At 68.0% G+C, this 24,154-nt stretch carries 21 protein-coding genes and 2 pseudogenes; 13 read left to right on the top strand and 10 right to left on the bottom strand.

Translation table 11 applies throughout. From position 1 onward, the window contains the following. Positions 1-9: 9 nt before the first annotated feature. Positions 10-309: a hypothetical protein gene (locus AB0J88_RS15090; protein ID WP_364360982.1), complete on the bottom strand. Its 300-nt coding sequence runs from the start codon at positions 307-309 to the stop codon at positions 10-12. A gap of 176 nt (positions 310-485) precedes the next feature. Between AB0J88_RS15090 and AB0J88_RS15085 the strand changes: the two genes are divergently transcribed. Together AB0J88_RS15085 and AB0J88_RS15080 are read left to right on the top strand one after the other, a co-directional pair. Further along, complete coding sequence (locus tag AB0J88_RS15085) at positions 486-794, top strand: hypothetical protein (protein WP_364360980.1); 309 nt, start codon at positions 486-488, stop codon at positions 792-794. 266 nt (positions 795-1,060) lie between these two features. Further along, complete coding sequence (locus AB0J88_RS15080; protein ID WP_364360978.1) at positions 1,061-1,819, top strand: metallophosphoesterase; 759 nt, start codon at positions 1,061-1,063, stop codon at positions 1,817-1,819. A gap of 46 nt (positions 1,820-1,865) precedes the next feature. Here the strand turns inward: AB0J88_RS15080 and AB0J88_RS15075 are convergent, their stop codons facing one another. Further along, positions 1,866-2,258 carry a hypothetical protein gene (locus tag AB0J88_RS15075; RefSeq protein ID WP_364360976.1) on the bottom strand — a complete coding sequence of 131 codons (393 nt, stop codon included), beginning with the start codon at positions 2,256-2,258 and terminating at the stop codon, positions 1,866-1,868. Positions 2,259-2,813: 555 nt separating this feature from the next. Between AB0J88_RS15075 and AB0J88_RS15070 the strand changes: the two genes are divergently transcribed. Together AB0J88_RS15070 and AB0J88_RS15065 are read left to right on the top strand one after the other, a co-directional pair. Further along, positions 2,814-3,296: a hypothetical protein gene (locus AB0J88_RS15070; RefSeq protein ID WP_364360974.1), complete on the top strand. Its 483-nt coding sequence runs from the start codon at positions 2,814-2,816 to the stop codon at positions 3,294-3,296. A 178-nt stretch (positions 3,297-3,474) separates the two neighbouring features. After that, positions 3,475-3,951, top strand: coding sequence for a PH domain-containing protein (locus AB0J88_RS15065; RefSeq protein WP_364360972.1), 477 nt, complete (start codon positions 3,475-3,477; stop codon positions 3,949-3,951). 65 nt (positions 3,952-4,016) lie between these two features. Here the strand turns inward: AB0J88_RS15065 and AB0J88_RS15060 are convergent, their stop codons facing one another. After that, positions 4,017-4,442 carry a hypothetical protein gene (locus tag AB0J88_RS15060; RefSeq protein ID WP_364360970.1) on the bottom strand — a complete coding sequence of 142 codons (426 nt, stop codon included), beginning with the start codon at positions 4,440-4,442 and terminating at the stop codon, positions 4,017-4,019. A gap of 846 nt (positions 4,443-5,288) precedes the next feature. On the opposite strand from AB0J88_RS15060, the gene AB0J88_RS15055 reads away from it, so the two are divergent. The 3 genes from AB0J88_RS15055 (at position 5,289) to AB0J88_RS15045 (ending at position 7,640) form a co-directional block, all read left to right on the top strand. After that, complete coding sequence (locus AB0J88_RS15055; protein ID WP_364360968.1) at positions 5,289-6,308, top strand: alcohol dehydrogenase catalytic domain-containing protein; 1,020 nt, start codon at positions 5,289-5,291, stop codon at positions 6,306-6,308. A 20-nt stretch (positions 6,309-6,328) separates the two neighbouring features. After that, positions 6,329-7,240 (top strand): LysR family transcriptional regulator, encoded by a 912-nt coding sequence (locus AB0J88_RS15050; RefSeq protein ID WP_364360966.1) that lies wholly within the window; start codon positions 6,329-6,331, stop codon positions 7,238-7,240. Positions 7,241-7,463: 223 nt separating this feature from the next. Then, positions 7,464-7,640 carry a hypothetical protein gene (locus AB0J88_RS15045; protein ID WP_364360964.1) on the top strand — a complete coding sequence of 59 codons (177 nt, stop codon included), beginning with the start codon at positions 7,464-7,466 and terminating at the stop codon, positions 7,638-7,640. Positions 7,641-7,974: 334 nt separating this feature from the next. Here AB0J88_RS15045 and AB0J88_RS15040 read toward each other — a convergent pair whose 3' ends face one another. Continuing rightward, positions 7,975-8,499: a hypothetical protein gene (locus AB0J88_RS15040; RefSeq protein WP_364346060.1), complete on the bottom strand. Its 525-nt coding sequence runs from the start codon at positions 8,497-8,499 to the stop codon at positions 7,975-7,977. A 954-nt stretch (positions 8,500-9,453) separates the two neighbouring features. Between AB0J88_RS15040 and AB0J88_RS15035 the strand changes: the two genes are divergently transcribed. Together AB0J88_RS15035 and AB0J88_RS15030 are read left to right on the top strand one after the other, a co-directional pair. After that, on the top strand, positions 9,454-9,903 hold the full coding sequence (locus AB0J88_RS15035; RefSeq protein WP_364344619.1) for an SEC-C metal-binding domain-containing protein: 450 nt from the start codon (positions 9,454-9,456) through the stop codon (positions 9,901-9,903). 42 nt (positions 9,904-9,945) lie between these two features. After that, positions 9,946-10,860, top strand: coding sequence for a hypothetical protein (locus AB0J88_RS15030; RefSeq protein ID WP_364344622.1), 915 nt, complete (start codon positions 9,946-9,948; stop codon positions 10,858-10,860). Positions 10,861-11,230: 370 nt separating this feature from the next. Here AB0J88_RS15030 and AB0J88_RS15025 read toward each other — a convergent pair whose 3' ends face one another. Then, on the bottom strand, positions 11,231-11,710 hold the full coding sequence (locus AB0J88_RS15025; protein ID WP_364344625.1) for a hypothetical protein: 480 nt from the start codon (positions 11,708-11,710) through the stop codon (positions 11,231-11,233). 207 nt (positions 11,711-11,917) lie between these two features. Between AB0J88_RS15025 and AB0J88_RS15020 the strand changes: the two are divergent. After that, positions 11,918-12,520, top strand: a pseudogene (locus AB0J88_RS15020) (IS6 family transposase); the annotation flags it as partial. Between the two features lie 955 nt (positions 12,521-13,475). On the opposite strand, the gene AB0J88_RS15015 reads toward AB0J88_RS15020, so the two are convergent. From AB0J88_RS15015 to AB0J88_RS15000, 4 genes and pseudogenes are all read right to left on the bottom strand, one after another. Continuing rightward, on the bottom strand, positions 13,476-14,927 hold the full coding sequence (locus AB0J88_RS15015) for an MFS transporter (RefSeq protein ID WP_364346062.1): 1,452 nt from the start codon (positions 14,925-14,927) through the stop codon (positions 13,476-13,478). Positions 14,928-15,711: 784 nt separating this feature from the next. Then, a pseudogene (locus tag AB0J88_RS15010) lies at positions 15,712-16,081 on the bottom strand (CDP-alcohol phosphatidyltransferase family protein); the annotation flags it as partial. A gap of 149 nt (positions 16,082-16,230) precedes the next feature. After that, entirely contained in the window at positions 16,231-17,979 is a 1,749-nt protein-coding gene (gene poxB, locus AB0J88_RS15005; RefSeq protein ID WP_364344628.1) for a ubiquinone-dependent pyruvate dehydrogenase, read from the bottom strand. An 82-nt stretch (positions 17,980-18,061) separates the two neighbouring features. Next, positions 18,062-19,498, bottom strand: coding sequence for a tetratricopeptide repeat protein (locus tag AB0J88_RS15000; protein WP_364344631.1), 1,437 nt, complete (start codon positions 19,496-19,498; stop codon positions 18,062-18,064). 965 nt (positions 19,499-20,463) lie between these two features. On the opposite strand from AB0J88_RS15000, the gene AB0J88_RS14995 reads away from it, so the two are divergent. Genes AB0J88_RS14995 through AB0J88_RS14985 form a run of 3 tightly spaced genes read left to right on the top strand, consistent with a single transcriptional unit; the run spans position 20,464 to position 21,946 of the window. Beyond that, a complete protein-coding gene (locus tag AB0J88_RS14995) occupies positions 20,464-20,697 on the top strand; it encodes a winged helix-turn-helix domain-containing protein (protein ID WP_089252336.1) in 234 nt (77 codons plus the stop codon). Next, positions 20,694-21,644 carry a threonine/serine dehydratase gene (locus tag AB0J88_RS14990; RefSeq protein ID WP_364344634.1) on the top strand — a complete coding sequence of 317 codons (951 nt, stop codon included), beginning with the start codon at positions 20,694-20,696 and terminating at the stop codon, positions 21,642-21,644. Before AB0J88_RS14995 ends, AB0J88_RS14990 begins: the two co-directional genes overlap by 4 nt. A gap of 59 nt (positions 21,645-21,703) precedes the next feature. Continuing rightward, entirely contained in the window at positions 21,704-21,946 is a 243-nt protein-coding gene (locus AB0J88_RS14985; protein ID WP_364344637.1) for a hypothetical protein, read from the top strand. A 47-nt stretch (positions 21,947-21,993) separates the two neighbouring features. Here AB0J88_RS14985 and AB0J88_RS14980 read toward each other — a convergent pair whose 3' ends face one another. After that, positions 21,994-24,096, bottom strand: coding sequence for a S9 family peptidase (locus tag AB0J88_RS14980; RefSeq protein ID WP_364344639.1), 2,103 nt, complete (start codon positions 24,094-24,096; stop codon positions 21,994-21,996). Between the last annotated feature and the right edge of the window lie 58 nt (positions 24,097-24,154).

Genomic DNA, 24,154 nt, shown 5'->3' with positions numbered 1-24,154 from the left:
TCCTTGCGGCTAGTTCGAGTGCCGGTGCGGCACTTCGGGCGATTCCTGGAGCTGCCTGATGCCGTCAAGCAGTTCGTCCCAAAAGCTCTCCGCAGCCTTGCGTATCTCCGGATTGAGATTGCGGTGGACAACCCACTTCGCTTCGCCCAAGCCCATGCCGGTCGCGTCGGCAACGGCCTTGATTGCCGAGATCGGGGAATCGGTGCGCCGAAGCAGTTCCTGGGCTACCTGATCCGCGTCGGCACCGGATGCCAGCATCGCCCGCGCCACCTCTGTCAGGAGTCGAATCCGCTCCGCCCTGCCGGTCACCCAGTGAGCGTATCGCCAGGCCGTCTCGGGGCTGGGCGTGGCCGAGCCAGCTCACGGCCTGTTCTCGACACGACCGGGCGCCGACCTGAACGAGGGCCATGACGTTACGCAACGTCCGGTCGGCGACAGAAGCGGGCGTTGCGTCGTCGCTGAGGTCGTCGGCGGATACTCGATCCGTGGCACGAACTGAGCGAGGTACCGGCGACGCGATGGGTCGAGCCGCTGTCAGCAGCGTGGCGGCCTACCTTGCGGACGAGGACGCCGACGTCTACAACATCATCGACGCTGCGGCCCGCGAGGACGGCTTGGGCCTTGCGCTGAATCTCACCGCACTCGCCGCGAAGGCAATGACTGAATTGGCTACGGCAACCGGCCACACGCCCATGGAGGTGCTCCGGTCGATGGAGTCCGACGGACCGGCTTTGCGGGCGTCGGGCTGGCCGCGGGACAGGATCGTGCGATCGCCGGATGGAGAAACCTCGTAAGTCGAGCTTTGGCCCCTGGGGCGACGCAATCCAGCGGCTCCCAGGCGATCAGTGGGCGTCAGCTCTGCGAGCCCTACGCGCTTTGTGACGGCTGGATGCACCGTATTCCCGATGGCTGCTCGACTGCTGGCATAGCCGGCCCGTCACAGGAGTGAGGGCATCGGCGCTCGGGAGGGGCTGAGCAGACAGACGGTCCTGTCGGCATGAGTGAGCGGATGTCGTTGCCGTCCTGTTGATGGCGCTACTGTCGGGAGCACGGAGGCGGCGTGGCGAAGATCGTGATCGTTGGGGATGTCGGCGGGTGCGTAGACCAGCTCATCGAGGTGATCGGACCGATAGTCGAGGACCCTGGCACGCTGGTGATCCAGGTCGGTGACCTGATCGACCGAGGCCCGGACAGCTCGGCGGTGTTGGCGTTCGTACAGCAGCGGCTGGACGCCGGCCCAGGTCGCTGGATCCAGCTAATCGGCAATCACGAGTCGCAATACCTTGGCGGCGAACCGTTCTGGCCACAGCAACTCACTCCCAGCGACGCTGAGCTGCTGCGAGCGTGGTGGATGAAGGAATGGGTGCGGGTCGCTGCCGCAGTGCGTACTACCGAGGGCGAGGAACTTCTGGTCACCCATGCCGGCCTGAGCGCCCAGGCGTGGGAGGACCTCGGCGAGCCGGTGACCGCCAGCACGGCCGCGGACCTGCTCAACACCAGACCGGAGGATCTGCTCTGGAATGATCGGGGACCACTGTGGGCCGAAGCCGGACCGGACGTCTACCAGTCCTGGCTGCAGGCCAGCGAACCCGTCCCGTTCGGCCAGGTCCACGGCCACTCGACCATCGTGAACTACCGGCGAGAGACCTGGTTGTGCGGCGAGCGGATCCGCCAGCGGTCGACCGTAGACTGGTCCGCCCGGCACACCTTCACCCGCATCGGTGGCTGCCGGTTCATCGGCATCGACCCCAAGCACGGCACGACCGGTGCTCCGACGTGGTCGGCGCTTATCCTCCACGATGCCGTGCTCCTAAGCTGACCCGCCAACCCAATGCTGCGGCTCAACCAGCGGCATGTGCGGTCATTCACCGACTCGGCGTGACGAGCTTCTCGCCGCTGATCACCGGACACCCGAACACGTCGCTGAGGACAGCTCGTTGGTGTGCGGTAAGCGAGTTTACGAACACGGCAGCGCCGACGTTGGACGCCTGGCACGCCTGCCCAATCTCGCGCGCTTTGCCCGGGCTCAGCAGCGTCCGCGGCGAGAACGGCGCGGCCATCTTGTGCGCACCGCCGTGCGAGACACCCCGCCGCTGGACGTGCCGGCTCACGACCCGCCCACCATGGGCCTCCACAGCGGCAGCCAACACATCAAGCTTCGCGCCGTAATCCCGATCGTTCGCCGAGAACAGGCCTACGAGCGCCACGTCGGTGCCCGCCAACACGGCGGCTGGTGGCTCCTTCGGATACTGCCGCACGAGGTCATGCTGTCAGACGCCTCGGGCACGCGCTCATCGGCACGAGCGCGCGACGGCCGTGCACATTCTCGGCATGTCCGGCAGCCGGAAACTCGAGGGATTGACCGCCACGCCGCGTAGCGAGCCTCCTCACGGCAGATCCGGATACCTGAACGTTAGCCTCGGCATATCGACGACGACGGCGTCGGGTCCCCGATACGGTCCTCGTCGCCGGGGTGGTCGAGATCGGCGGGGGTTTCGGATGACGTTGGCAATCAAGGGCTCTCGAGGAATCACGGTGGACGGCGTGGCCTACCGCTGGTCGGTCCGGCGCAGGCCCACCTACTGCCAAGCCAACGGCTGGTCACCGCTGACCTTCGTCGTCGCGCATGCCGAGCAGGCAGGCTCTGTCCTGGTGGTATCGATGGCCTGCGCTCATCCCGGCAACTGGATCGGGCTACCGAGTCGGCCGGTGCTACCAGGCACAGTCGCCTCATGCATTCGCCAAACGGTGGCCACCGGCTGGCGACCCGGCCAGCCAGGACCAGCCTTCAAGCTGTTCCGGATACTTGATCGGTGACGGAGCAACGCGGCGATGAGATCGATTGGCTTCTGCGAGGAGTGGATTGGACCGCGCTCGGTGCGGATCCTACCGTGGTCACGTCCGCGTTCAGGCACCTTAGGCAGGTGGGATCGAGGGAGGCGGGTCAGGACGCGTATGACGAGGTTCTTGACGCCATCGGACACAACCACTCGGGCTGGCTGTTCGACGCTGCCGGACCGGCCGCCACGATTCTGGTGGCCATCACCCGCGCAACACGAGGCTGGGCGCGCAGGACAGCGATAGAGATACTTATCGACTGCCTCGCCTGGGTTCGGCCTGAGCAGCGATTCGTAGACAGCTACGGCCGTGCCTGCAGCGTGGACGCTGCCCTGGTCGACGCTATTGAGAGCTTGGAAGCCGAGCTCCGCGTCATGGCTGCCGATGCGGACACAACGGTGCCCGTCGGCAAGTCGGCCACGGACCTGCTAAAAGCTCTTCGTGAGCACGAGGCGTGACTTGGGACGATTCCCTTTGGCCCGGATGAGCCTCGGCGCGGACGTGAAGACTGTGCGTCGCTACGCGGCCGATCCGTGCGTCGTATCGTGATGGCGGCCCGGTTGTCTGATGACGGAACGTGGCAGCCCCGCTTGGACTCCTTCGTTGCCCGCACGGCCATCCGTAGCATGTCCCGCCATGAACCGCATCGTCATCAGGCCACGCATCCAGATCCCGATCATGGTCGTCCTGTTCACTGTGTGGACCCTGCTGGGTGTCACGTACTTTTCTGCGGACGCAGTGGCCAAGCGCGCCTGGTTCGGCCTGGTGCTGGGATGCGTTCTCGTCACGAGCGGCGTGGCCGGGATCTGGCGGGCTCTTCGACTCGGCGTGGTGATCGACTCAGGCGGTGTCCGCGTTCGTGGCTTCGACAGCCGTGACAAGGTCACCCCGTGGAGCGCGATCCAGTCGGTCGACTGCGCGCAGGTCGACGTACGAGCAGGCTTGCCGCTCTACGCTCCGGTCCTTCGCCTTGGTGACGACGCCGACGCCGCTATACCTCTTTCGGCGCTCGGCTCGTATTCACGGCAAGACGCCGAACGCAAGGTCCAACAGTTGCTGAAGCTCAAGCATGCGAGCCGCGATCCTGATCGGGATGCGGAGGTGGACGCCTGACCAGCGGGATGTGAGCGCGAACAGGCCTACGAGCGCCATGTCAGGCCCGCATTGCTCCGACCGCGCTATGCGCCAGCGCGGGAGGGCATGAACAGCCGCCAAGCACCCTGCAGCTCACTCCATGCCACGGTCGCGGCTACGGCGGAAAGAATGTAAAGAGCGAGCGGGACGGCCAGCACCCAGACGGGTTCGAGGCTCAATGGATGCCACAGGACCACACAGGCGATGGCCGTGACGATGTTCAGCCCGACGTAGAACAGGGCCAACCACCCACCCAGCCGTAGCGCCCAGCGCCGCTCAGAGCGCACCCCGACGCTTGCGACGGCTGTCGCGACGGCCAGCAGCACGGAAACGGTGATGTCGCAGATAGTTATTGCCTCCGCGGCGGACCTGCCCGCGGTTTGCCAGAGATACAGGTCGAACGGCCCGAACAACGGCCCGAAGGTCAACATCGACAGAACCCAGATGGCGCCACGCAGGAGTACGGACACGGCGAGACCACCTACCAACCAGGCGCACTTGAACACGTTCAAATGCTCGCCGTCGACTGGTCCACCGTCAAGTCCTTCGACCTGTGATCGGCGGCGCACCTGCGCCACCACCATCTAGCTGGCAAACGCCACGACGCAGTCACAATCGTCAGGTCAAGGTTGATCGAGTACAAACCTGCGCGCGAGGTGCAAGGATCCAGGGCCGTCTGCGTGCCGCCCCACTTGGATCGGGCCACCGTCGGGGAGATCGTCGAGCGCAAACCATCTCGCCCCGACAAAGACCTTGTTGCCTTCGGTCTTCTGCGTCGCAGCGCGGGCGTTCTGGGGGCCACCGCCATTACAGGCCATCCGCGAACCGGCGCCACGGAGCGGGAGCAACCGCCGCCACGGCGACGCCGGATGACTTCGAGCAGCATCCGGATCGCGGCAGATCCGGATGCCAGGCGGCTCTGCGTCACATTGATGGCAGACCGCCCCGTCGACGGGACCGGACCGGTCGGTCCAGACCGCGAAGCGGACGTACCGGTGGACGGTACCCGGCTGCGCACTACCGGTGTTGGCGTTCGGCCGGGAGCACGCGATTCGCACCCCACCGTTACCGGCAGGGCACGTGCCGCAACGGCAAATCCGTGCGTCGGATCAAGCTCGACCGGCCTTGATCGCGAGCCTGACGCGAGGCGCCGCGCCGGCAGGTACCGGAGTGACGTTCATCGTACGTGGCCTCCTCCGCAGAACCGGAACGTCATGCAGGACAGGCATGAAGGGGATGCCGAACAGGTCTTGGACGCGTGAGTGCGGCCCTTCGTAGCGTCAGGCCGTGATCTCTCGAGCCGAAGAGGAGTGGACATGGCTACCCAGATGCAGGCGGTCGTCGTTCCGAAGGTGAACGCCCCGTGGGAGCTACAGAACGTGGACCGGCCGGAGGCCGGCCCCAACCAGGTGCTGGTGCGCGTCCACGCCTGCGCGATCTGCGGCACGGACGTGTGGATGGCGAACGGCACGCTTTCGTTCCGCGAGTTCCCCTTGGTGCTCGGGCACGAAGGCGTCGGCGAGGTGGTGGCCGTGGGCGCAGGTGTTACGCAGCGCGCGATCGGCGACCGCGTCGGCCTCCCAATGGTGCAGAAGCGGTGCGGTAGGTGCGACTTCTGCCGTGAGCAGCACCCGAACAGCTTCGTCACCGCCGCGAACTGCGCGGCCCCGATCCTCACGGGCGTCAACGTCGACGGCGCGCACGCGGAGTACATCGTCGCCGACGTCGATGGGACCGTGCTGCTGCCCGACGGGGTCTCGTACGAGCTCGCAGCGCCGACCCTGTGCGCCGGCTTCACCGTCTGGGCCGGCCTGCGCCGGGCGGATGTCAAGCCGTCCGGTCGGGTCGCCGTGGTCGGCATCGGCGGGCTCGGTCACCTCGCGATCCAGTACGCGACGGCCGCGGGTTACCACGTCACCGCGGTGACCCACAGCCCCGACAAGGAGGACCTCGCGCGGCAGCTCGGCGCCGACAAGGTCGTCGCCGACGGCGCGGGGCTCAAGGCCGCCGGCGGCGCTGATCTGATCATGTACACGGGCAGCAACCACGCGGCGCTCGCCAGCGCGATGGACGGCCTGCGGCCGTGGGGCAAGGTCGTCATGATGGGCATCGCCACCGACGAGCTGACGCTGCCCGCGCTGCCACTGGTCTCGAACAGCCACCAGATCATCGGCTCCGCCCACAACGGTTACGAGTACCTCGTCGAGGCGCTCGACTTCGTCGCGCGGGGCGCTGTCAAGCCGATGATCGAGCTCTTCCCCAAGGATCGCGTTGCCGAGGCGTACGACAAGGTCGCCAACGGCGACGTCCGGTTCAAGGCTGTGGTGACCTACTGACTCTTCCCTACCATGTGTGCATGGCGGACCTCGACCTCCGACTGGTGCGGTACTTCACGGTCGTGGCCGCTCATCAGCACATCGGCCGGGCCGCTGCCGAGCTGCACGTCGCGCAACCGTCGCTGAGTCGTCAGATCCGGCGGCTCGAGGAGCAGCTCGGTGTGCGGCTGTTCGACCGCACCGCACTGGGCAGCCAGCTCACGCCGGCCGGCCGTGCCTTCCTCGTGCAGGCGAACGAGCTGCTCGGGGCCGCCCGCCACGCGGTCACGAACGTCCGAGCCGCCGCGACGTCGGGAACGATCACCGTTGGCTACATGCCCGGCCTACCGATCACCCCGGCGGTACGCGACCTGCGCGAGCGCCACCCCGACGCGGAGATCCACACGCGCTACCTGACGTGGGAGGACACCCGGAGCCTCGCGGAGCACCGCGTCGACGTGGTGATCGCCTGGCAGCCGTTCGTGTTCCCGATGGAGGGTTACCGCGTCACGGTGCTGTACGAGGACCCCCGGCTGCTCGTGGTGCCCACCACGCACCGGCTGGCCGGGCGCACGTCCGTCATCTTGGCCGACTTCGCCGACGAACCGCTAGTGGAGTTCCCGATGCCTGGCGCGTCCGCGGAGTGGCGGGCCTTCTGGTGGCCGGAGCGTCCGGACGGCGGCCGGCGCCCGGTGGGCCCGGCCGTGCACACCGTGCAGGACAAGTTCGAGGTGGTCGCCTGCGGCAAGGCCGTGATCATGCATCCGCGCAGCGACCAGGGCGGTCTCCTCCGCCCCGACCTGACCTCGATCCCGATCGACGACCTCCCGCCCTGCCAGGCCGTGATGTTGACCCGCACCGTCGAGTACAACAGCATGGTCGACGAGTTCCGCACGTCGGCGCTGAGCTGTCTCCCCGGCCAAGAAGACAACGTCAGCGCCCGGGCGATCTGACCGGCGGCAGCCGAGACAGTCGGGATCGTGTAGTGGTTGCCGCCGGGCACTAGGTGGACCCTGAGCGGGCTCTCCCGGGTCCAGTGGTCGACCGGTGGCTGCGGTAGCAGGCCCGGATCCGGGCCGAGCATGCCGCGCGGTACTGACCGCAGGTCCTCGCCGAACGCGGCGGCGCCGTCGATCAGGTCGCGGTCATCGGCGGTGACGGCCTCAGGGTCGACCCATGACCGGACCGAGCCCGGGCCGCCGGCTCCGGCGGTTGGTCGCCTGGCTCGGCCTGCTGTCAACGCAGTCAGTGGGGCAGATCGCGCTGCCGCAACTGCGCGCCGCGACCGAGCTCGGCGTGCGGGGCGGCCAGTTCTTCGGATCATCGGAGTTCTGGCAGACGGGGGCTTTGTGACTCGTGGTAGTGAGCGGATCGCGGCAGCTCAGGATGGGCGACCATGCGTAGTGTGCCGACGATCGGGGACGGCACGGAGGCACCACCAACGGACCGGGCAGCCGCACGGAAACGTCGCAAGGTCCACGGTGTTCGGACAGGTGGAGGAACTATGGGGACGGACTCGCGGGACCGGAGCTCGGCGCGAGCGCGAGCCGGGCTAAAGCACGTCTACTGGATAGGCGCCGCGCGGCGCCGACGCGCGGAGGTCCTGCGCCGGCAGTGTCTGCGCCGGGCGGATGTGGGTGTGCCGGGCCGCCGCGGCGGCCCGGCACTTGTCCCTCCCGGAGGGGAGTCAGATCATCCAGCGGTTCTTCTGGACGATGGGTAGGCGGGCCCAGACGCGGCCGAGGCCCCAGGTGTGTCCGGCGTAGGTGAGGGCGAGGACGATCAGGACGATCGCGTAGATCAGGTGGTAGTCCATGAACGGGTTGGTCGACCCGGACGGCTCGCCGGCGGCGGTGAGGGTGGCCGGTGGGAACTCCGCCGCCCACATCAAAACCATGATCAGCGTGCCCGCGGCGGCGGCGACGCGTAGGCCGATGCCGGCGATCAAGGCGACGCCGACGGCGGCCATGCCGGTCATGAACAGGGCGTCGGCCCACCAGGCGCCGGCGATGTTGTGGGAGATGGACTGGAACGGTCCGACCTCGACGTGGGACAGGAAGCCCTTGGTGGGTGAGCCGCCGTTGATCCAGGCCCGCTCGGTCGGGGTGGAGAAGCCGAGGCCGAAGGTCTTGTCCAGGAACGCCCACAGGAACACGAACCCGGTGGCGATGCGCAGGACCGCGAGGGCGCGGGCGGCGGTGGTGGTCAGCATGTGGCCGGGGGCTTCGGCCTTCTCCAGAGCGTGGATCGGGACGTGGGCTCGGCTGGTGTTGGTGGTCATCGTTGCCTCCGGGGGGTGATCTCTCTTCGACAACCACAGCCTGCCCGCGAAACCCATGCGGGCACCCGGGCCACAGCTCCCCACTCGCCCAGGACCAAAGTCCCCCGTGCCGGGTTACCACCGGCCCGGCCGCACAACGCGTCGCACCTCGCCGCCGGCGGCAAACCACCGTCTAGTGTGGAGTCAAAAGGACTAGCCGCCCGCGCCGGTCAGATCCGAACTCGGACATCCACGGTAGGGCTGCGCGCGCTCGGCCCGCCCGCCACGGTAAGGGCGCGCATGCGGAGCTCACCAGAGGCCGGGTGTTTGTTGTCCCAGATATCCGCAATGGCCGCGATACGGAACGCGCGTCGAAGGTGCGAGCGTCTGCGGGCCGTACGCGCGGCGTTCGATGTCCGCGACCGTCCTGGCCGTGACGCCGGCCCGAAGTATCGAGCTTTGACGCGCGACCGGCTCAAACCCCGTTCCTGAGCCGAACAAGCCGTAGAAGCCTGCGGTATCGCGCTTGCTCTATCGAGGATCACTTCGCCCGGATACTCGTACGGACACCGCCAACCGCGCCATCAGGCCCCGGCCTGTGCCGAGGAAGTCCAGTAGCGGCCGACGGTCAGCAGGCGTGACAGGTAGGTCGCCGCTCTCGATCCGCATCGCCTTAGAAGGATTCCAACCAATGGCATGGCGGCCTCTTTCTGGTGAAGCCCTGGGCCTGTCCAGCCCGCCGATTCGACAGCCGCCTGCGAAGGCGTTCGATACACGGCGAGCCGGTCGACGTCCGAGCGACGCCGCGCATGCTCTGCTGACCGCGCCCATACCAGTCCGCATGGTGCTTGCTCGGGTCGGCGGCTCGCCTGGTGCCATCGACGGCAGGCGCTGCATGATAGTCCGGTGACGGCCGGGTTCGGGAGCTTTGAGGCATTGGGCCAAGCTGCGGCATCGATGGCGGCGTCGGCCGGAGCGGGCCGACCGGAGCCGTTGTTGGGATGGTTCCCGGCCGAGGAGTACGAGGCCGCGTTACGGACGTGGCCCGATCTGACCGAGCCGGGCGGGATCGCCGCCGCAGGCCGCAGCCACGCCGACTATTGCAAAGCGTTCCAGGCGCGGCTTCGGGAGGCTGCCGCCGCCGGGATGACCGGGATCAAGATCGTGCCGATACGAGCGGTCCCGCTACAACCACCACATGGGACCGCCGACGACCCCGGGCTGCTGCGCGCCAACCACGCGCTCGATGTCGCGCAGGCTCACCCGGAGCTGCTGATCTCGTGGCCACCCGGCCGCAACGAGCCGTGCTGGTGTGGGGCACAAACCAAGTACAAGAAATGCTGCGCCGCACCGTAAGACGGCGTTGGAGGCGTAATGCGAGCGGATCCGGCGCGGTTCGTGGTCGGTGACGAGTGGGTCTACCGGCTGCGTGACAACTCGGCCTCAGAGCGGGTGCGGATCGTGGCGGTGACGACGAAGAAGACCAGCACCCGCGTTGACGTAGCGTTCGTCGACGACCCGGACAGGCGTCAGGAGAACGTTCCCGCGGCACGGCTGCGGTTCCTGTGGAACGAGGTCGCGTCCTTCGACGAGCTCATGGCGAACTGGCAACGCATCGACAATGCGGACCTCGACGACACCGAGCAGGCATGTATCGAGGAAATCTTCGAACTGCTGATCCCCGAAGACGTCGCGACCTGGGTCCACCGTCCAGTCGAGTTCGCGACCGCCATCAAGGACACGGCGCAGCTGACGAAGATCATCCGCGTGCCCACCGACGAGATCCTCGCCGGCCTGGACTGGTTTCACCACGAGGGCGCCGATATCGCCTCGCCCGCCGCCGCACTGCTCATCGCGGAAGCGGCGTGCCGGGCCCATCCCCAGCCGGTCCTGGACCTCGTCATCGAGCAGGAGAAAAAGTCGCGTCACAAGTGTAAGAACGGCGGCGAACGCCTGAGCATCGACACGGGCAAGCAGGAGTCCACCTCACCGGAGTGGGAGTACTACTGGTACCGGCGCCTTGACCGCCCCCGACACGAGCTGCTGCGGCAATGGTGCGGACGTCGCGCCGTCACAGCCCACGAACGCATGCTCGCCGCCGAAGCCGAAAACCAGCGCCTCGACGTGCTCGTCACCGACCTGATCAAAGCGCTCGAACGCGCCGGCGACGAGACCATGGCCCGGTACTACGCGGAACAACACGAACGCGACCGCATCACACCCTGGACCGCCCGCCCGACCATCGACCGGCCACTCGACCCGTCAGAGATCCCTGTGCGCGAAGTCCGAGTACGACGTTGGTGGGCACACTGACACGACCTGGACACAACGATGCGTGCACGACGACCGCTGGCGCCAACCGAGAAAGGCACCGAGGTCTACCGCGCGGGCCAGAAGAGGCGAACTCCCGCCCGAGCCACATAGGAGTGCTTATGGTGCGATCGAGGCCCGTACGGATTCAGGAAACCAGCGCGCGGATGCTCCTAGAGTTCGGTCCTACGACGGTCAGCCGGATGGCGACGTCCGATGGTCATTTGCTAGGGCGCCTCTTGCGGCCTCGGCGCAGCTCGTCTATTACGTCCTGAGGACTGAAGGTTATTCGGCTCCGTGAGGCAGGACGGCCGGTTGGCGGCGAGGAGCCACCGCCCGGCCGTCCGCGTGTCGGTCAGAGAAGACGGCGGAGTCAGCTGGTGGTCAGGCTGAACTGTTTGGTGAGCAGGGTGGTCGAGCTGTAGTTGCCGGTGTCACCGTCGTACCGGCCGACCTTGATCTCGACTGTGTAGAACCGGGTCGTGCCCGAAGGCGCTCCCGAGCTCAGCCCGTCGCCGTCCGCGTTGATGCTGACCGACTTACCGGCTCCCAGGGTGTTGTCGTAGTGCAGTGCCCGGGCACGGTACGTCGCGCTAGTGCAGTGGCAGGTGTAGATGTTGAACCACACGCGAGCGCGGTATCCGTCGGCGCTGCGGTCCGTGATGGTCAGCTGGACGGGTCCGACGCCCTGGGTCCCGTTCGTGGCGTACGTGTAGTAGCTGCCGTTGACCGAGGATCGGAGCGTGCCGCCCTGCGAGTGGTCACCGGCGTAGTACCAGTTCTGGTAGGGGTCGGCCTGTGCTGGCGTCGCCGCGAAGGCCAAAACGCCGACCATTGCGAGCAGAACCCCCACTGCTCGACGCGACCAGGACTTCGATGCATTTGAGACGATCACTCGAAGCATCATAGCGATCGTGGTCGACACGTTCTCGCGCAGCAGGTCGTCGCCGTGCACGGTGATCGCCAGGCGTTGTACGTCGCGGTACCGGACGACGGCACGACGATGAGTAACCTGACCGGCTCCGTTGCGTTGATCGGATGATCAGGCAGGCTTGATCTGGTGAGGTCCACTTCTGGGCCTCGCCCCTGGTCTTCTGCCCGTTCGGCGTTCGCCGGGTTCCGTTTCCCGTCAGAGGTGATCGTCTTGGCGGTGCGCTGGTACCTGCGCTACGGCTTGTCCTACCGCGACGTCGGGGAACTGCTCGCCGAACGCGGCATCGAGGTCGACCACGTCACGGTCTACCGCTGGTTGCAGCGGTTCACGCCGCTTCTCGCCGATGCCGCCCGGTTCTCTAGGCACGCGCCGGGTGATCGGTGGTTCGTCGACGAGACCTACGTCAACGTCAACGGAGCCTGGCGCTACGTCTACCGGGCCGTCGACCAGCGCGGCCAAGTCATCGACGTCCTGGTCTCGACCCGCCGGGACGCCACGGCGACGCGTCGGTTCTTCACCCAGGCATTGCGGACGCTGAAGGTGATGCCGACCGAAGTGGTCACCGACGCCGCGCCGGTCTATCCAGGCGTACTCGATGAGCTGGTTCCCTCGGCGTGGCATCACGTCGAGCAGTACGCGAACAATCCGATGGAATCGGATCACGGTCAGCTCAAGCGCCGACTGCGACCGATGCGTGGACTACAAACAGGTCGAACAGCCCAGGTCGTACAGGTCGAACTCGACCCGGACCTGCAGGTGATGGGGATGCTGGCCGACCGCCGCGACGAGCTTGGCCGCGCGAGGACGCAGACGATCAACCGGCTGCACCGGCTGCTGCTGGAGCTCTTCCCCGGCGGGGCAAAGCAATTCCTGTCCGCACGCAAGACCAGAGGCCGCATCGCCGTCGAACTCATCGGTGAGCTCGAGGGCATCGACAAGAAGATCAAGACCGCCGAGAAGGACCTCAAGGAGCTGGTGGTCGCCCGCGGCTGCACCCTGATGGACCTGCACGGCATCGGCCCCTCAGGGGCAGCCCGTCTACTGGCAGACGCCGGCCGACATCCGCCGCTTCGCCGACCGCGACCGGTTCGCCTCCTGGAACGGCACCGCCCCGCTGGACGCCTCATCCGGCGACCAAGCGTCACCGGCTCTCCCGCGCCGGCAACCGGCGGATCAACCGAACGCTGCACATCATGGCCGTGGTCCAGCTACGCAACCGCACCGAAGGCCGCGCCTACTTCGACGCGAGGAAAGCCGCCGGGAAGACGTCCATGGAAGCCATGCGCGCGCTGAAACGGCGACTGTCCAACGTCGTCTACGCCCGCATGGTCGCCGACCAGAGACGCAGGCAGGCGGCGGATCCGGGAGGGCACTCGGGGGCGACTCTGCAATCCAGCGTGACCGACCTGACCCCGGACATCGGCCCTTCGGACAAGCCACTTCCCGGACCCGCCACCAACCAACCTAAACCGCACTCCGAGCGGTGTCTTGACATAAAGGGGTGCCATGAGCGGGCGTCACGCCGGGCCCTCGACGGCGGGTTCCCGCCAGGGTGGTCGGACGCCTGCTTTCGGCGCCAAGTGGACGAAACGTGGAGCCAGTTCCCAGGCCGGGCCAGAATCTGGCGCGTCGCAGGTCAGGTGCCGGGCCGGTGCGGCTTTGGTGATCAAATAGTGACTGAGCGTTATTGTGAGATCTCGAACTCGGCCGGGCCGGACGGTTGTTCCGGTGTTCGGGCGTTGCGGCGGAAGCGGCCCAGCAGTGGTGGGCTGTACCACGCGGTTTCGCCGCCGAACCAGTTCGCCAGGGATGGGCTCGGGGGCTTTACCCGGGCCGCCCAGTAGAGGGCGATGCCCGTCAGGGCGCCTGCGCCCGACAAGCCGAGACAGATCCACAACGCTGTGCGTACGCCGCTTTCCGTGTTGCTCATGACTGTCGTCGCGATGTAGACCAGGATCGGCGCGATCATGAAGGCGGCCACCGCTCGCAGCAGCTCGACGATCGCGAAGACCCGCTGCAATGCGGCGTTGCGGAGCGAGAAACCGGCGATGAACAGCGCCGGCGCTACCGACGCGCCCACGCCGACGCCGATCAGGCCCGTGCCGACCAGCGTGATGATCGTGCTGGGTGGGAGGGCGCCGGCGATCAGCGCGATGCCGGCGCTGAGGCAGAGCAGACCCGTCAGGGCGAAGTAGTGCAGGCCCTTCGTGGTGAACAGGATCGCGAACAGGATCGTGGTGATCACCGCGCCGCCGAACTCGGGTAGGAAGAGCAGGCCGAGCTTCAGCGCGGAGTAGCGGTCGGCCAGGATCAGGCCCGACAGGGTGATCGCGGAGATCGACGCCGCCGCGGCCGACATGGCCGCCACGATGCCGGACACCGGCAGCGTGCTCGTCAGAGGTCGGACAATCAGCAACGGTCGTTTGGAGAGGTACTGGTTGACGAGGAGCACGAGGATCACCAGTACGCCCGCGGTCAACGGTGCCAGCGTGGCGGCGTTGAGCTCCCGGTGGGTCAACAGCTGGGTCGCGCCGTAGAACGCGGCGATACAGCCCGTCGCCGCCAGCGCCACGGCCAGCGGCGAGCGGGTCGCCGTCGGGTCCGCTGCCGGCACGTCCTGGTAGGTCAGCACGATCAGCAACAGCGCCAGGATGGAGATGCCGGCGATCGCCCAGAACAGCGGCCGCCAGGCGTTGGCGTCGGCCTGGATGCCGCCGATCAGCGGGCCCAGCGCGACGGCGCCGAAGATGCCCATGTTGAGGACGACGGCGGTGTAACGGATCTTCGACGGTGGGAAGCCGGTGACCAACGGTGGCACGGCGGCGATCAGCAAGAGGCTGGTGCACAAGCCCTGAAGGACGTGACCGGAGATGAACATGACGGCACCGGTCGCCGATGCGGCCAGGACGGACCCGATCACCAGTAGCACGCCATAGATGATCAACATCCGGCGTTGCGGTAGGTGCTGGGCGAGCTGGACGGAGAGCACCGTGCCCAGCGCGTACCCCGCGTTGGCGAGGCCCGTCGCCAGGTTCGTCTCCTCCGTGCTCATGTGGAGCTGTGCGCCGATGATCCCGGTGAGCGGCTGCAGGGCGGCCGACAGCACGAGATAGGGGATCAGGGCGGCGATGACCATCGTCGCCACCGCGGGATAATGGCCTGACAGCGGACCGTGCCATTTCATGCCGCGAGCCTCTCCAGTGAACAGAGGGGAGCCGAGTGGCGAAAGGCGAACGGGCCCTTTGGCGATGGGCCGGGCACTCGGCTCGGGCGTCACCATCAAGCTACTTGGGGAGCGATCACTCCGTGGCGACATTGGCCGGACAACGGCCGAACCGTCACAGCTAGGCAGCGTGATGTCCGTTTGCCGCGACGGACCTCGCGAAAGTCCCGTTCGTCCCCAACCGGCAGCTTCACATGATCACCTCTTTCCGGGTACGAGTGCGACGTGCGGACGCTCGTGCCGCCACGCAGCCAAGCGTCCTCATAGGACATCGAGGGTGACCGACGTCGCGTCGGATGCTCGATCCTGTGAGCGTGCCTGCCGGTCGGCCGCTCGTCGGGCGGAACGACGAGCTGCGATCCCATGTTTCGCCGGCCGAGGTGGCGACCGACGACCAGACCGCGGTTGCTGATCGCGAGCGGCAACGACCCGGTCACCGACACGGTCACGCGGGCGACCTTCAAGCAGTACCGGCACTCCGAGGCGGTCACCGACATCGAGACCTTCGCCGACCGCGGGCACTCGCTGACCATCGACTCGGGCTGGCGAGGAGGTCGACATCTGTCTGACCTGGCTCGGGGGACAGTCGCTCCGAACGTGCCTCAGGTCAGCAGGCGCGGGGCCGCGGCCACGACGCTGAGTCTGATCGCGCGGCCGGCGAGGCAGGTGGCGGCGAAGACGGCGGCCTTCATGGGCGTTTGGCGGGCGGGGACCAGTTCCAGCGGTGGATGGCGGGGCTGACCCGGTCGAAGTAGTTGGGGCTCAACAGCGGCCAGCGCAGGAAGGCCAGACTGAGCAGGTTGTCGACCACCATGAACTGGACGAAGAACACGGCGATCGGCACGGCCATGTCAGGCCTGAGCACCAGCAGGCCGGCCGCACACACGGAGGTGCGGGCACGGTCGGCGAGGATGTCGAACACGGCGCCGGCCCGGGTCTCCTGCCGCAACAGCCGGGCCATGAGCCCGTCGAGCATGTCGCCGACCCAGTAGGTCAGGTAGGCGGCGACCAGCAGCGCGGCGCTGGCGGTGGACACCGCGGCCGAACCAAGAACCCACCGCGACCAGGGCCCGCACGAGCGTGACGGCATTGGGCACGTTGAGGACAGGGCCGAGCTCTCTGCCTCCGATCACAAGGGCAACGGTGCCGGGAGGACCGTCTTCGGACATCGGGCCGCGGGCGGCAATCGCTTGGACCGGTTCAGCCGCCGGACGTACTACTCCAGGTCGAGCTGGCGCAGGTTCGTGTGGGCCAGTTCGACGATCTCGTCGGCGTTGCCGGAGAGGATGGTGCGGGTGGCGTACAACGTGAAGCCTTTGATCTGGCCGTAGGTGAGCTTGGGCGGCAGCGACAGTTCCTGGCGGGCGGTGCGGACGTCGACGACCGCCGGCCCGTCGTGGGCCAGGGCGTCGCGCAGGGCCGGTTCGAGCTGGTCGGCGCTGTCGACGCGTACGCCGAAAAGCCCTGCCGCTCTTGCGATCGCGCCGAAGTCCTGGTCCGGCACGTCGGTGCCGTAGGTGACGATGCCCGCGGCCTTCATCTCGAGCTCGACGAACGACAGCGCGCTGTTGTTGAACACCACGACCTTGACCGGCAGTCGCTGTTGGCGCAGCGTGAGCAGCTCCCCGAGCAGCATGGAGACCCCGCCGTCGCCGGACAGCGCGAAGACCTGTCGACCTCGGTCGGCGGCCTGCGCGCCCATCGCCTGCGGGAGCGCGTTGGCCATGCTGCCGTGGGTGAACGACCCGATCAGCCGCCGGCGGCCGTTCAGGTGCAGGTACCGGGCGGCCCAGATGCTCGGTGTCCCGACGTCGACGGTGAACACCGCGTCGTCGGTGGCGAGTTTGTCGATCATCGCGGCCACGTGTTGGGGGTGCAGCGGCCGGCCGCCGCGACCGGGTTCGGCCAGCCGGTCCAGCCGGGCACGGGCTCGGCGGTAGTGGGCGGTCATCCGGTCCAGGTGTGCGCTGTCGGTCTTCGAGGTGAGCAGCGGCAGCAGCGCGTCGACGGTGTCCTTGACCGTGCCGACCAGCGGCACCCGCACGGGCACGCGGCGGCCGATCCGCTCGCCGCGCACGTCGACCTGCACCACGGGCACGTCGTCCGGATAGAACGGCTGATAGGGGAAGTCGGTGCCGAGCATGAGCAGGGCGTCGCAGTGCTCCATGGCCCGATAGCCGGAGCTGAACCCGATCAGACCCGTCATGCCCACGTCGTACGGGTTGTCGTGCTCGACATGCTCCTTGCCGCGCAAGGCGTGCACGACCGGAGCCTTCAGCGCACCGGCGATGTCGATCAGCTGACCGTGCGCGCCCGCGCAGCCCGCACCGGCCAGGATGGTCACCCGCTGGGCGCGGTTGAGCACCTCGGCGGCCGCGGCGAGCGACGCGTCGTCGGGCCGGACGACGGCGTCGGCCTGGCGCACGGCGACCGGCCACCGCCCCTCACCCTTCGCGTCGTCGGCGTCGGCGAAGAAGATCTCGCCGGGGATGACGAGGACGGCGACACCGCGCTTCTGGACGGCCGCCCTCATGGCCATCTCCAGCAGCCGCGGCATCTGCTCCGGGATGCTGGCCAGCTCGCAGTAGACGCTGCATTCGGAGAACAGGTTCTGCGGATGGGTCTCCTGGAAGTAGCCGCTCCCGATCTCCGGTGTGGGGATGTGGGCCGCGATCGCGAGGACGGGGACGTTGCTGCGGTTGGCGTCGTACAACCCGTTGATGAGGTGGAGGTTGCCCGGCCCGCAACTGCCCGCGCAGACGGCCAACTGCCCGGTCACGCCGGCCTCACCGGCGGCGGCGAACGCGGCGGCCTCTTCGTGGCGCACGTGTTCCCAGGCCAGGCCTCCGTCACGACGCAACGCATCCGTGAAGCCGTTGAGGGAGTCACCGGGGATGCCGTACACCCGCTGGACTCCGGACGCCTTGAGCGTGGAGACCATTGCCTGAGCCACCGTACGCGCCATGTCCGTCCCCGATCTTCCGCTCTTTGACCGATTCTGGTCCTCTGCGGCGGTCGGGCCGGGCAATATCGAACGGCGTCAGCGCTCAGCTTCGGGTCGTGATCCGGCGGCGGAACTCGGCGTGCGCCGACTGGACCACCTCGTTGAGCCGTTCGAGCTCGTCCTTCGCGGGCTCGCGGCGCAGCTCTACGTCGATCTTGAAGTCGTGGTCGACGATCGTCACGCGCAGGTCGGCCAGCAGGTCCTGGGGGATGGCCATGACGAAGTCGCGGAACGCGTCGCTGATCGTGCTCGGCAGATCGCCGCAACCGCACGTGCGGCCTTCCCGCACCGCGCCGAGGTGGCTGCGACCGATGAGAGCGTCGGGGTGCACGGGATCCAGCGCGGACAGCCCTTCCTCGATCACCTTCTCGGCCTCGGAGAGGCGCCCCTCGTGCTGGAGGAACAAGCCGAGCGCGACGCCCGCGCGGCCGAGGGTCTCGCGGTCGGCACCGCCGCGGGCGACCGCGACCGCTTCCGCCAGTCGCTGCTCCGCCGGACCGAGCTGGCCGACCTCCTTGAGCGCCAGCCCCCAGTTGCGCAGCGTCTGGCTCACGAGCTCCGGTCGACGGAGCCGGTTGGCCAGGGCGTACGCGGACTCGTAGCTGGCCAGCGCGCCCGCGTCGTCGCCACTGTCGCTCTGGGCCAGCGCGAGGCCGAGCGTCGCCATGAGCGCTTCCTCGTCGCGGCCTTGGCGGTCGTAGGAGGCGAGCACGCGCTGGATGGCGTCGACCCGGCCGTGACCGGTGTTGGCGAGCGCGGACAGCACGTTGAGGGTGGCCTGGTGGTCCGGGCCAAGGCGAGCTTCGAGGGCGGCGGCGAGGTCGGTGAGCACGGCGGGGTTGCCCTGGCCCTGGCTGATTACGGCCGCCGCGACCTGCTCGACGACGTGCTCGGGCAGCTGGTCGAGGCCGAGGAAGAGCGGGCCGGTCTCGCCGCCGGCGGCCATGATCTCACCGCGAAGCGCGATCGCGGTGGCCACCCGCTCGTGCCCGTTGCGCCAGAAGTTGTCGACGGTCTCGTCGACGACCTGCCTGGCCTCGGCCAGATTGCCACGCTGCAGCAGCACGGCGGCGAGCGGTTCGAGCCCGAACCCGTAGCCGGCGTGCTCCTTGCCGTAGAACGCCAGCCGCTCGCGCAGCCCCTGCCGAAGCTCGGCCTCGGCCTCTTCGATCCGGCCGGCCAGCCGCAGGACGATACCCAAATTCATGCGGTACGTGATCTGATCTTTGCGCGCCTCGTAGTCGCTTCCGGGGTCAACGGACGCGGCTGCGCGAAAGGCATCGACGGCGCGGCCGAGCTGGTCGCAGTTCATCAGCACAGTCCCGAGATCACACTGCGCCTCAGCCCACCGCACACTGCCGCGACCGTGCTTGGCCGCGACAGCCTGCACCTCGCGCACCATCACGTCTTCGGCCTGGGCCAACTGACCCTGCCGCACGAGAGCGACGGCACTGTCGAGCGCAGAGGTTTTCGATCCCACGCTGCGGGAGTCTAACCACAAGATCACGGCCAGAGGAGGCGCCCGCGGGCGCCCGCAGGGCAGCGAAGGGCAAGGCCGCTGGGCTCCGCAACCGGCGGGCTGATCTACGGCTCTGTCGCGCCTTGACCGCCGGAGCTACTCGCCGTGAAAGTCAGCGGTTGGGGCGAGACGTCTACTTCGCACCGGATCGGCTGCTGTCGTTGAGCAACTGCGGCCGGAAGCCACGGCTTTGGGACTTGCGACCGGGGCGCTTCGAAGTCAATCGGCGTCGGAAGTCTGGACACTGTGGACAAGCGCGGACTCGACGGTTTTGCGCGCCGCGGGGCCGGTATCGCCGCGAAGTCGCCGGGTGGCCGGTCGTCGTCCTGAGCCACCGGCGAATCAGGCAGGTCGATGCCGGCCACGATCAGGAGTTCGGCCGCTTCCACGCGGAAGGCGCACGGAAATTGGCCCGGGCAGCCGGCGATGGCGCACCGGGTCGGGTCGTTTGGGTTGCGGCCGTGGGTCAGGTAGGTGCGGTTCCATGCTTCGACTCGGGCCGGGTCCGGTGGGTTTCCGAAGAACATCGTCAACTCCTCCTGCGATAGCCGCGGCAGACAGCGGCCCGGAGGTCTCGTCGCGGACCGCTGCCGCCGCAGGCCGCTGCCCCGATCCCGGTGCGGGCTGGGCGGCGCCCGCGATGACGCTGGGGCGTACCCGGGAGAAGGGCATGGCCATCTGGGAGCGCCGGGGCGGGTCGGTGACGGGACTCCGAACCGCCCCGGCTCGGCGCGGGCGGGTGCCCGAACCGGGGGTGAAGGAGTCCGTTCGCAAGGGCCAACTCGGAAGCGAACGCCTTCGGTGATACATGCTGCCAGGGCAACTCTGGCACGTCTACCTTGCCTCGCAACTTTGGTTAGTCGTCTTGTGGTTGCAAGATTGCAACAGGGGTGATCTACTGGACAGGCCAACTCGGAAGTGAGCCGATGTCCCCTTACAAGCCGGACTACCGACGCGTCGCTGACGACCTCCGTGAGCAGATCAAGGACGGTCGACTGGCGCCGGGTGCCAAGCTGCCGACCAAGCGCGAGATGTGCGCGCAATACGGCGTGAGCAGCCAGACCATCGAGTCCGCCATGCTGGTCCTCAAGACCGAGGGCCTGCTCGACGGCCGCCAGGGCAAGGGCGTCTACGTCGCCCGTCCGGAGAGCGAAGGGTGACCGTCGACCTCATCTCGGTCGACGACGTCGAAGCGGCGGCCCGGGCGATCGCCGGCTCGGTGGTGCGCACCACCGTGCTGCCGGCGCCCTGGGCCCCCGGTCTCCACCTCAAGCCCGAAAGCCTCCAGCCCGTCGGCTCCTTCAAGCTCCGCGGCGCCACCAACGCGATCTCGCGGCTGAGCGCCGAGCAACGCGCCCGCGGCGTCGTCACGCACTCTTCGGGCAATCATGGGCAGGCTCTGGCGTACGCCGCGAAGGTCTTCGGATCTCCCTGCGTCGTCGTCATTCCCGAGACGGCGCCCGACATCAAGATCGCGGCGGTACGCGACCTCGGCGCGGAAATCGTCATGGTCCCGCCGAGCCAGCGGGTCGTGGTGGCGCAGAAGCTGGCCGACGAGCGCGGCCTCACGCTGATCCCGCCCTACGACCACCGCGACATCATCGCCGGTCAGGGCACCGTCGGCCTGGAGATCCTCGAGGACTGCCCCGACGTCGACGTCGTGCTGGTCCCCGTCGGTGGCGGCGGGCTCGCTTCCGGCGTGGCGACAGCGATCAAGGCCCGCCGGCCCTCCGCGAAGGTGTTCGGCGTCGAGCCGGACCTGGCCGGTGACGCGCACGAGTCGCTGCTGCGCGGCACGATGGTCACCTGGGACGTCGCCGACCTGATCAGGACCAGCGCCGACGGCCTGCGCGTGCCGCTGAGCGAGCTCACCTTCGAGCACCTGCACGCCCGGCTCGACGGCATCGTCACCGTCACCGAAGCGCAGATCACCGCGGCGACCTCACTGCTGGTTCGGCGGTCGCGCCTGGTGGTCGAGCCGAGCGGAGCGGTGTCGAGCGCCGCGTTCCTGTTCCGGCGCGACCAACTGCCGTCCGGAAAGACGGTCGCCGTCATCTCCGGTGGCAATGTGGACCCTAAAGTGCTCGCCGCCGCAGCAGCGGCCTGAATATCCTTCGGCCCGGTTGGGTACTGCACGCTCCATCCACAACTTGGAGGAGTGACGGCATGTCCTACCCGACCAGTCCCGCACGGCCGCGTAGCTCGGCCGCCCGTATCTGCACGATCATCGCGTTCGTCTTCGCCGTGCTCGCGCTGCTGATCTCGCCCCTGATCTTCGGCATCCTCGGCCTGATCCTGGGCGTGGTCGGCGCGGTGTTGGGTGACAAGCCGCTCGGCTGGTACGCCGCGGGCGCCAGCGTGCTCGGGGCGGTGCTCGGCATCATCATCGGCGCCGCGCTGATGAACTGACGTTCACGAGGGACCCTTGCTCGCCTGGCAAGGGTCCCTCGGCGCGTTCAGTCGGCGAGGCCGACGCGGTCGAGGATCCAGGCGGCGATGAACGCCTCGTCCTTCCAGGCGTCGTAGCGGCCGCTTGGGCCGCCATGGCCCGCGCCCATCTCGGTCTTGAGCAGGTAGTGCCCGCGCGGCGAGGTGGCTCGCAGCCGCGCCACCCACTTGGTCGGCTCGTGATAGAGCACCCGGGTGTCGTTCAGGCTGCTGGCGGCCAGGATCGCCGGGTAGTCCACATCAGACACGTTCTCGTACGGCGAGTACGACTTCATGTACGCGTAGACCTCGGGGTCGGCGAGCGGGTTGCCCCACTCCTCCCACTCCATCACGGTGAGCGGCAGCGATGGGTCCAGAATGGACGTCAGCGGGTCCACAAAGGGCACTTCGGCGACGATCGCGGCGAAGGCCTGTGGCGCGAGGTTGGCGATCGCACCCATCAGCAGTCCGCCCGCCGATCCGCCCCGGGCGACCAGTCGGTCCGCCGAGGTCCAGCCGGCCTTCGTGAGGTGCTGCGCACAGGCCACAAAATCGCTGAACGTGTTCTTCTTGGACAGCAGCTTGCCGTTCTCGTACCAGTGGCGGCCCAGCTCACCGCCACCGCGCACGTGCGCGACAGCGAAGACCATGCCCCGGTCGAGCAGGGAAAGCCTCGGCACCGAGAACCACGGGTCCATCGAGGCCTCGTACGAGCCGTAGCCGTAGAGCACGCACGGCGCCGAGCCGTCGCGCGGCGTGCCCTTGCGGCGGATCAACGAGATCGGTACGCGCGTGCCGTCGTCGGCCATCGCCCACTCGCGGTGCTGCTCGTAGTCGGCCGGGTCGAACTCGCGCCCGTCCGGGCCGGGCTTGACCGGCTTGCGCTTGCGCAGCACGAGGTCGCCGGTGGCCAGGTCGTAGTCGTACACGGACTCCGGCGTCGTCAGCGACGTGTAGCGCAGTCGTACGGCGGAGGTCTGGTATTCGGGGTTGGCATCGATGTTGACGCTGTAGATCGGTTCCGGGAACCGCATGTCATAGCCCTCGGTCTCGCCGAGGGGCATGATGCGCAGGCCGGACAGGCCGTCGCGGCGCAGCGAGATCACGAGGTGCTCGGCGAACGCGTCGACCGACTCCAGCCGGGTGCCGGGTTGATGCGGCACCATCGTGGTCCAACCGATCGGGTCGTCGACCGAGGTGTACGCGAGCTCGAAGTCCTCGGCGCCGTCGTTGTGCAGGATCAGGAACCGGTGGCCGTGGTGCTCGACCGAGTATTCGACGCCCTGCCGGCGGGGTGCGATCAGCGCGGGCTCGGAGGTCGGGTCGTCGGAGGGGATCACCCGTACCTCACTGGTGATCTTGCTTCCCGCCTCGATCAGGATGTAGCGCTGCGACCGCGTCAGGTCGACACCGACCCAGAAGCGTTCGTCGAGCTCCTCGTACACCTTGACGTCTTCGCTCGTCGGCGTGCCGACCTGGTGACGCCAGACGCGATAAGGGCGCCACGTCTCGTCGACGGTGAGATAGAAGAGCGTGTTGCCGTCGTACGACCAGGCGGTGCCGTAGAAGGTGTCGGGCACCTCGTCGGGCAGCACCTCGCCGGTGCGCAGGTCCTTGATCTTCAGCGTGAAGCGCTCGTCGCCGGTGAAGTCCGTCGAGTAGGCGAGCCGGTTGCCGTCGGGGCTGACGTCGAAGGCGCCCAGGGAGAAGAACTCGTGCCCCTCGGCGAGGGCGTTGCCGTCGAGCAGGATCTCCTCGCCGGGCAGCGGTGTGCCGTCACCCGTCGCCGGCGGCTCGGTCTGCGCGGGGTCGTCGAGCGGGACCCGGCAGTGGATCGAGTACTGCTGACCCTCGACCGTGCGGGTGTAGTACCAGTAAGCGCCCATGCGGGTCGGCACCGACAGGTCCGTCTCCTGGGTGCGCATCCGGATCTCGCCGAACAGCTTCTCCCGCAGCGGGGCGAGATGCGCGGTCACCGCTTCGGTGTACGCGTTCTCCGCCTCCAGGTGCGCAAGCGTGTCGGGATCGTCCTTTTCCGCGAGCCATGCGTACTCGTCGATGATCGTGTCGCCGTGGTGGGTGCGTTCGTGCTGGACCCGCTTCGCGACAGGGGGTTTCGGCTCGTCGGTCACGGTCGCCACGCTACCCGGCGCCGCGTTCGACGGCGTTGCGGGTCGTTCGAACATGTGT

It is taken from the genome of Asanoa sp. NPDC049475 (assembly GCF_040676915.1).
In the GTDB taxonomy this organism is placed as follows: domain Bacteria; phylum Actinomycetota; class Actinomycetes; order Mycobacteriales; family Micromonosporaceae; genus Asanoa.
Note: the sequence above shows the minus strand (reverse complement) of the source record. Positions and strands in the feature narration are given on the sequence as shown.

Coding starts and splice junctions, on each gene's coding strand:
- AB0J88_RS15065 (WP_364360972.1), top strand. CDS start 3,475: ATGAACCGCATCGTCATCAGGCCACGCATCCAGATCCCGATCATGGTC.
- AB0J88_RS15055 (WP_364360968.1), top strand. CDS start 5,289: ATGGCTACCCAGATGCAGGCGGTCGTCGTTCCGAAGGTGAACGCCCCG.
- AB0J88_RS15050 (WP_364360966.1), top strand. CDS start 6,329: ATGGCGGACCTCGACCTCCGACTGGTGCGGTACTTCACGGTCGTGGCC.
- AB0J88_RS15045 (WP_364360964.1), top strand. CDS start 7,464: ATGACCGGACCGAGCCCGGGCCGCCGGCTCCGGCGGTTGGTCGCCTGG.
- AB0J88_RS15040 (WP_364346060.1), bottom strand. CDS start 8,499: ATGCTGACCACCACCGCCGCCCGCGCCCTCGCGGTCCTGCGCATCGCC.
- AB0J88_RS15015 (WP_364346062.1), bottom strand. CDS start 14,927: ATGGTCATCGCCGCCCTGATCCCCTATCTCGTGCTGTCGGCCGCCCTG.
- poxB (WP_364344628.1), bottom strand. CDS start 17,979: ATGGCGCGTACGGTGGCTCAGGCAATGGTCTCCACGCTCAAGGCGTCC.
- AB0J88_RS14995 (WP_089252336.1), top strand. CDS start 20,464: ATGTCCCCTTACAAGCCGGACTACCGACGCGTCGCTGACGACCTCCGT.
- AB0J88_RS14985 (WP_364344637.1), top strand. CDS start 21,704: ATGTCCTACCCGACCAGTCCCGCACGGCCGCGTAGCTCGGCCGCCCGT.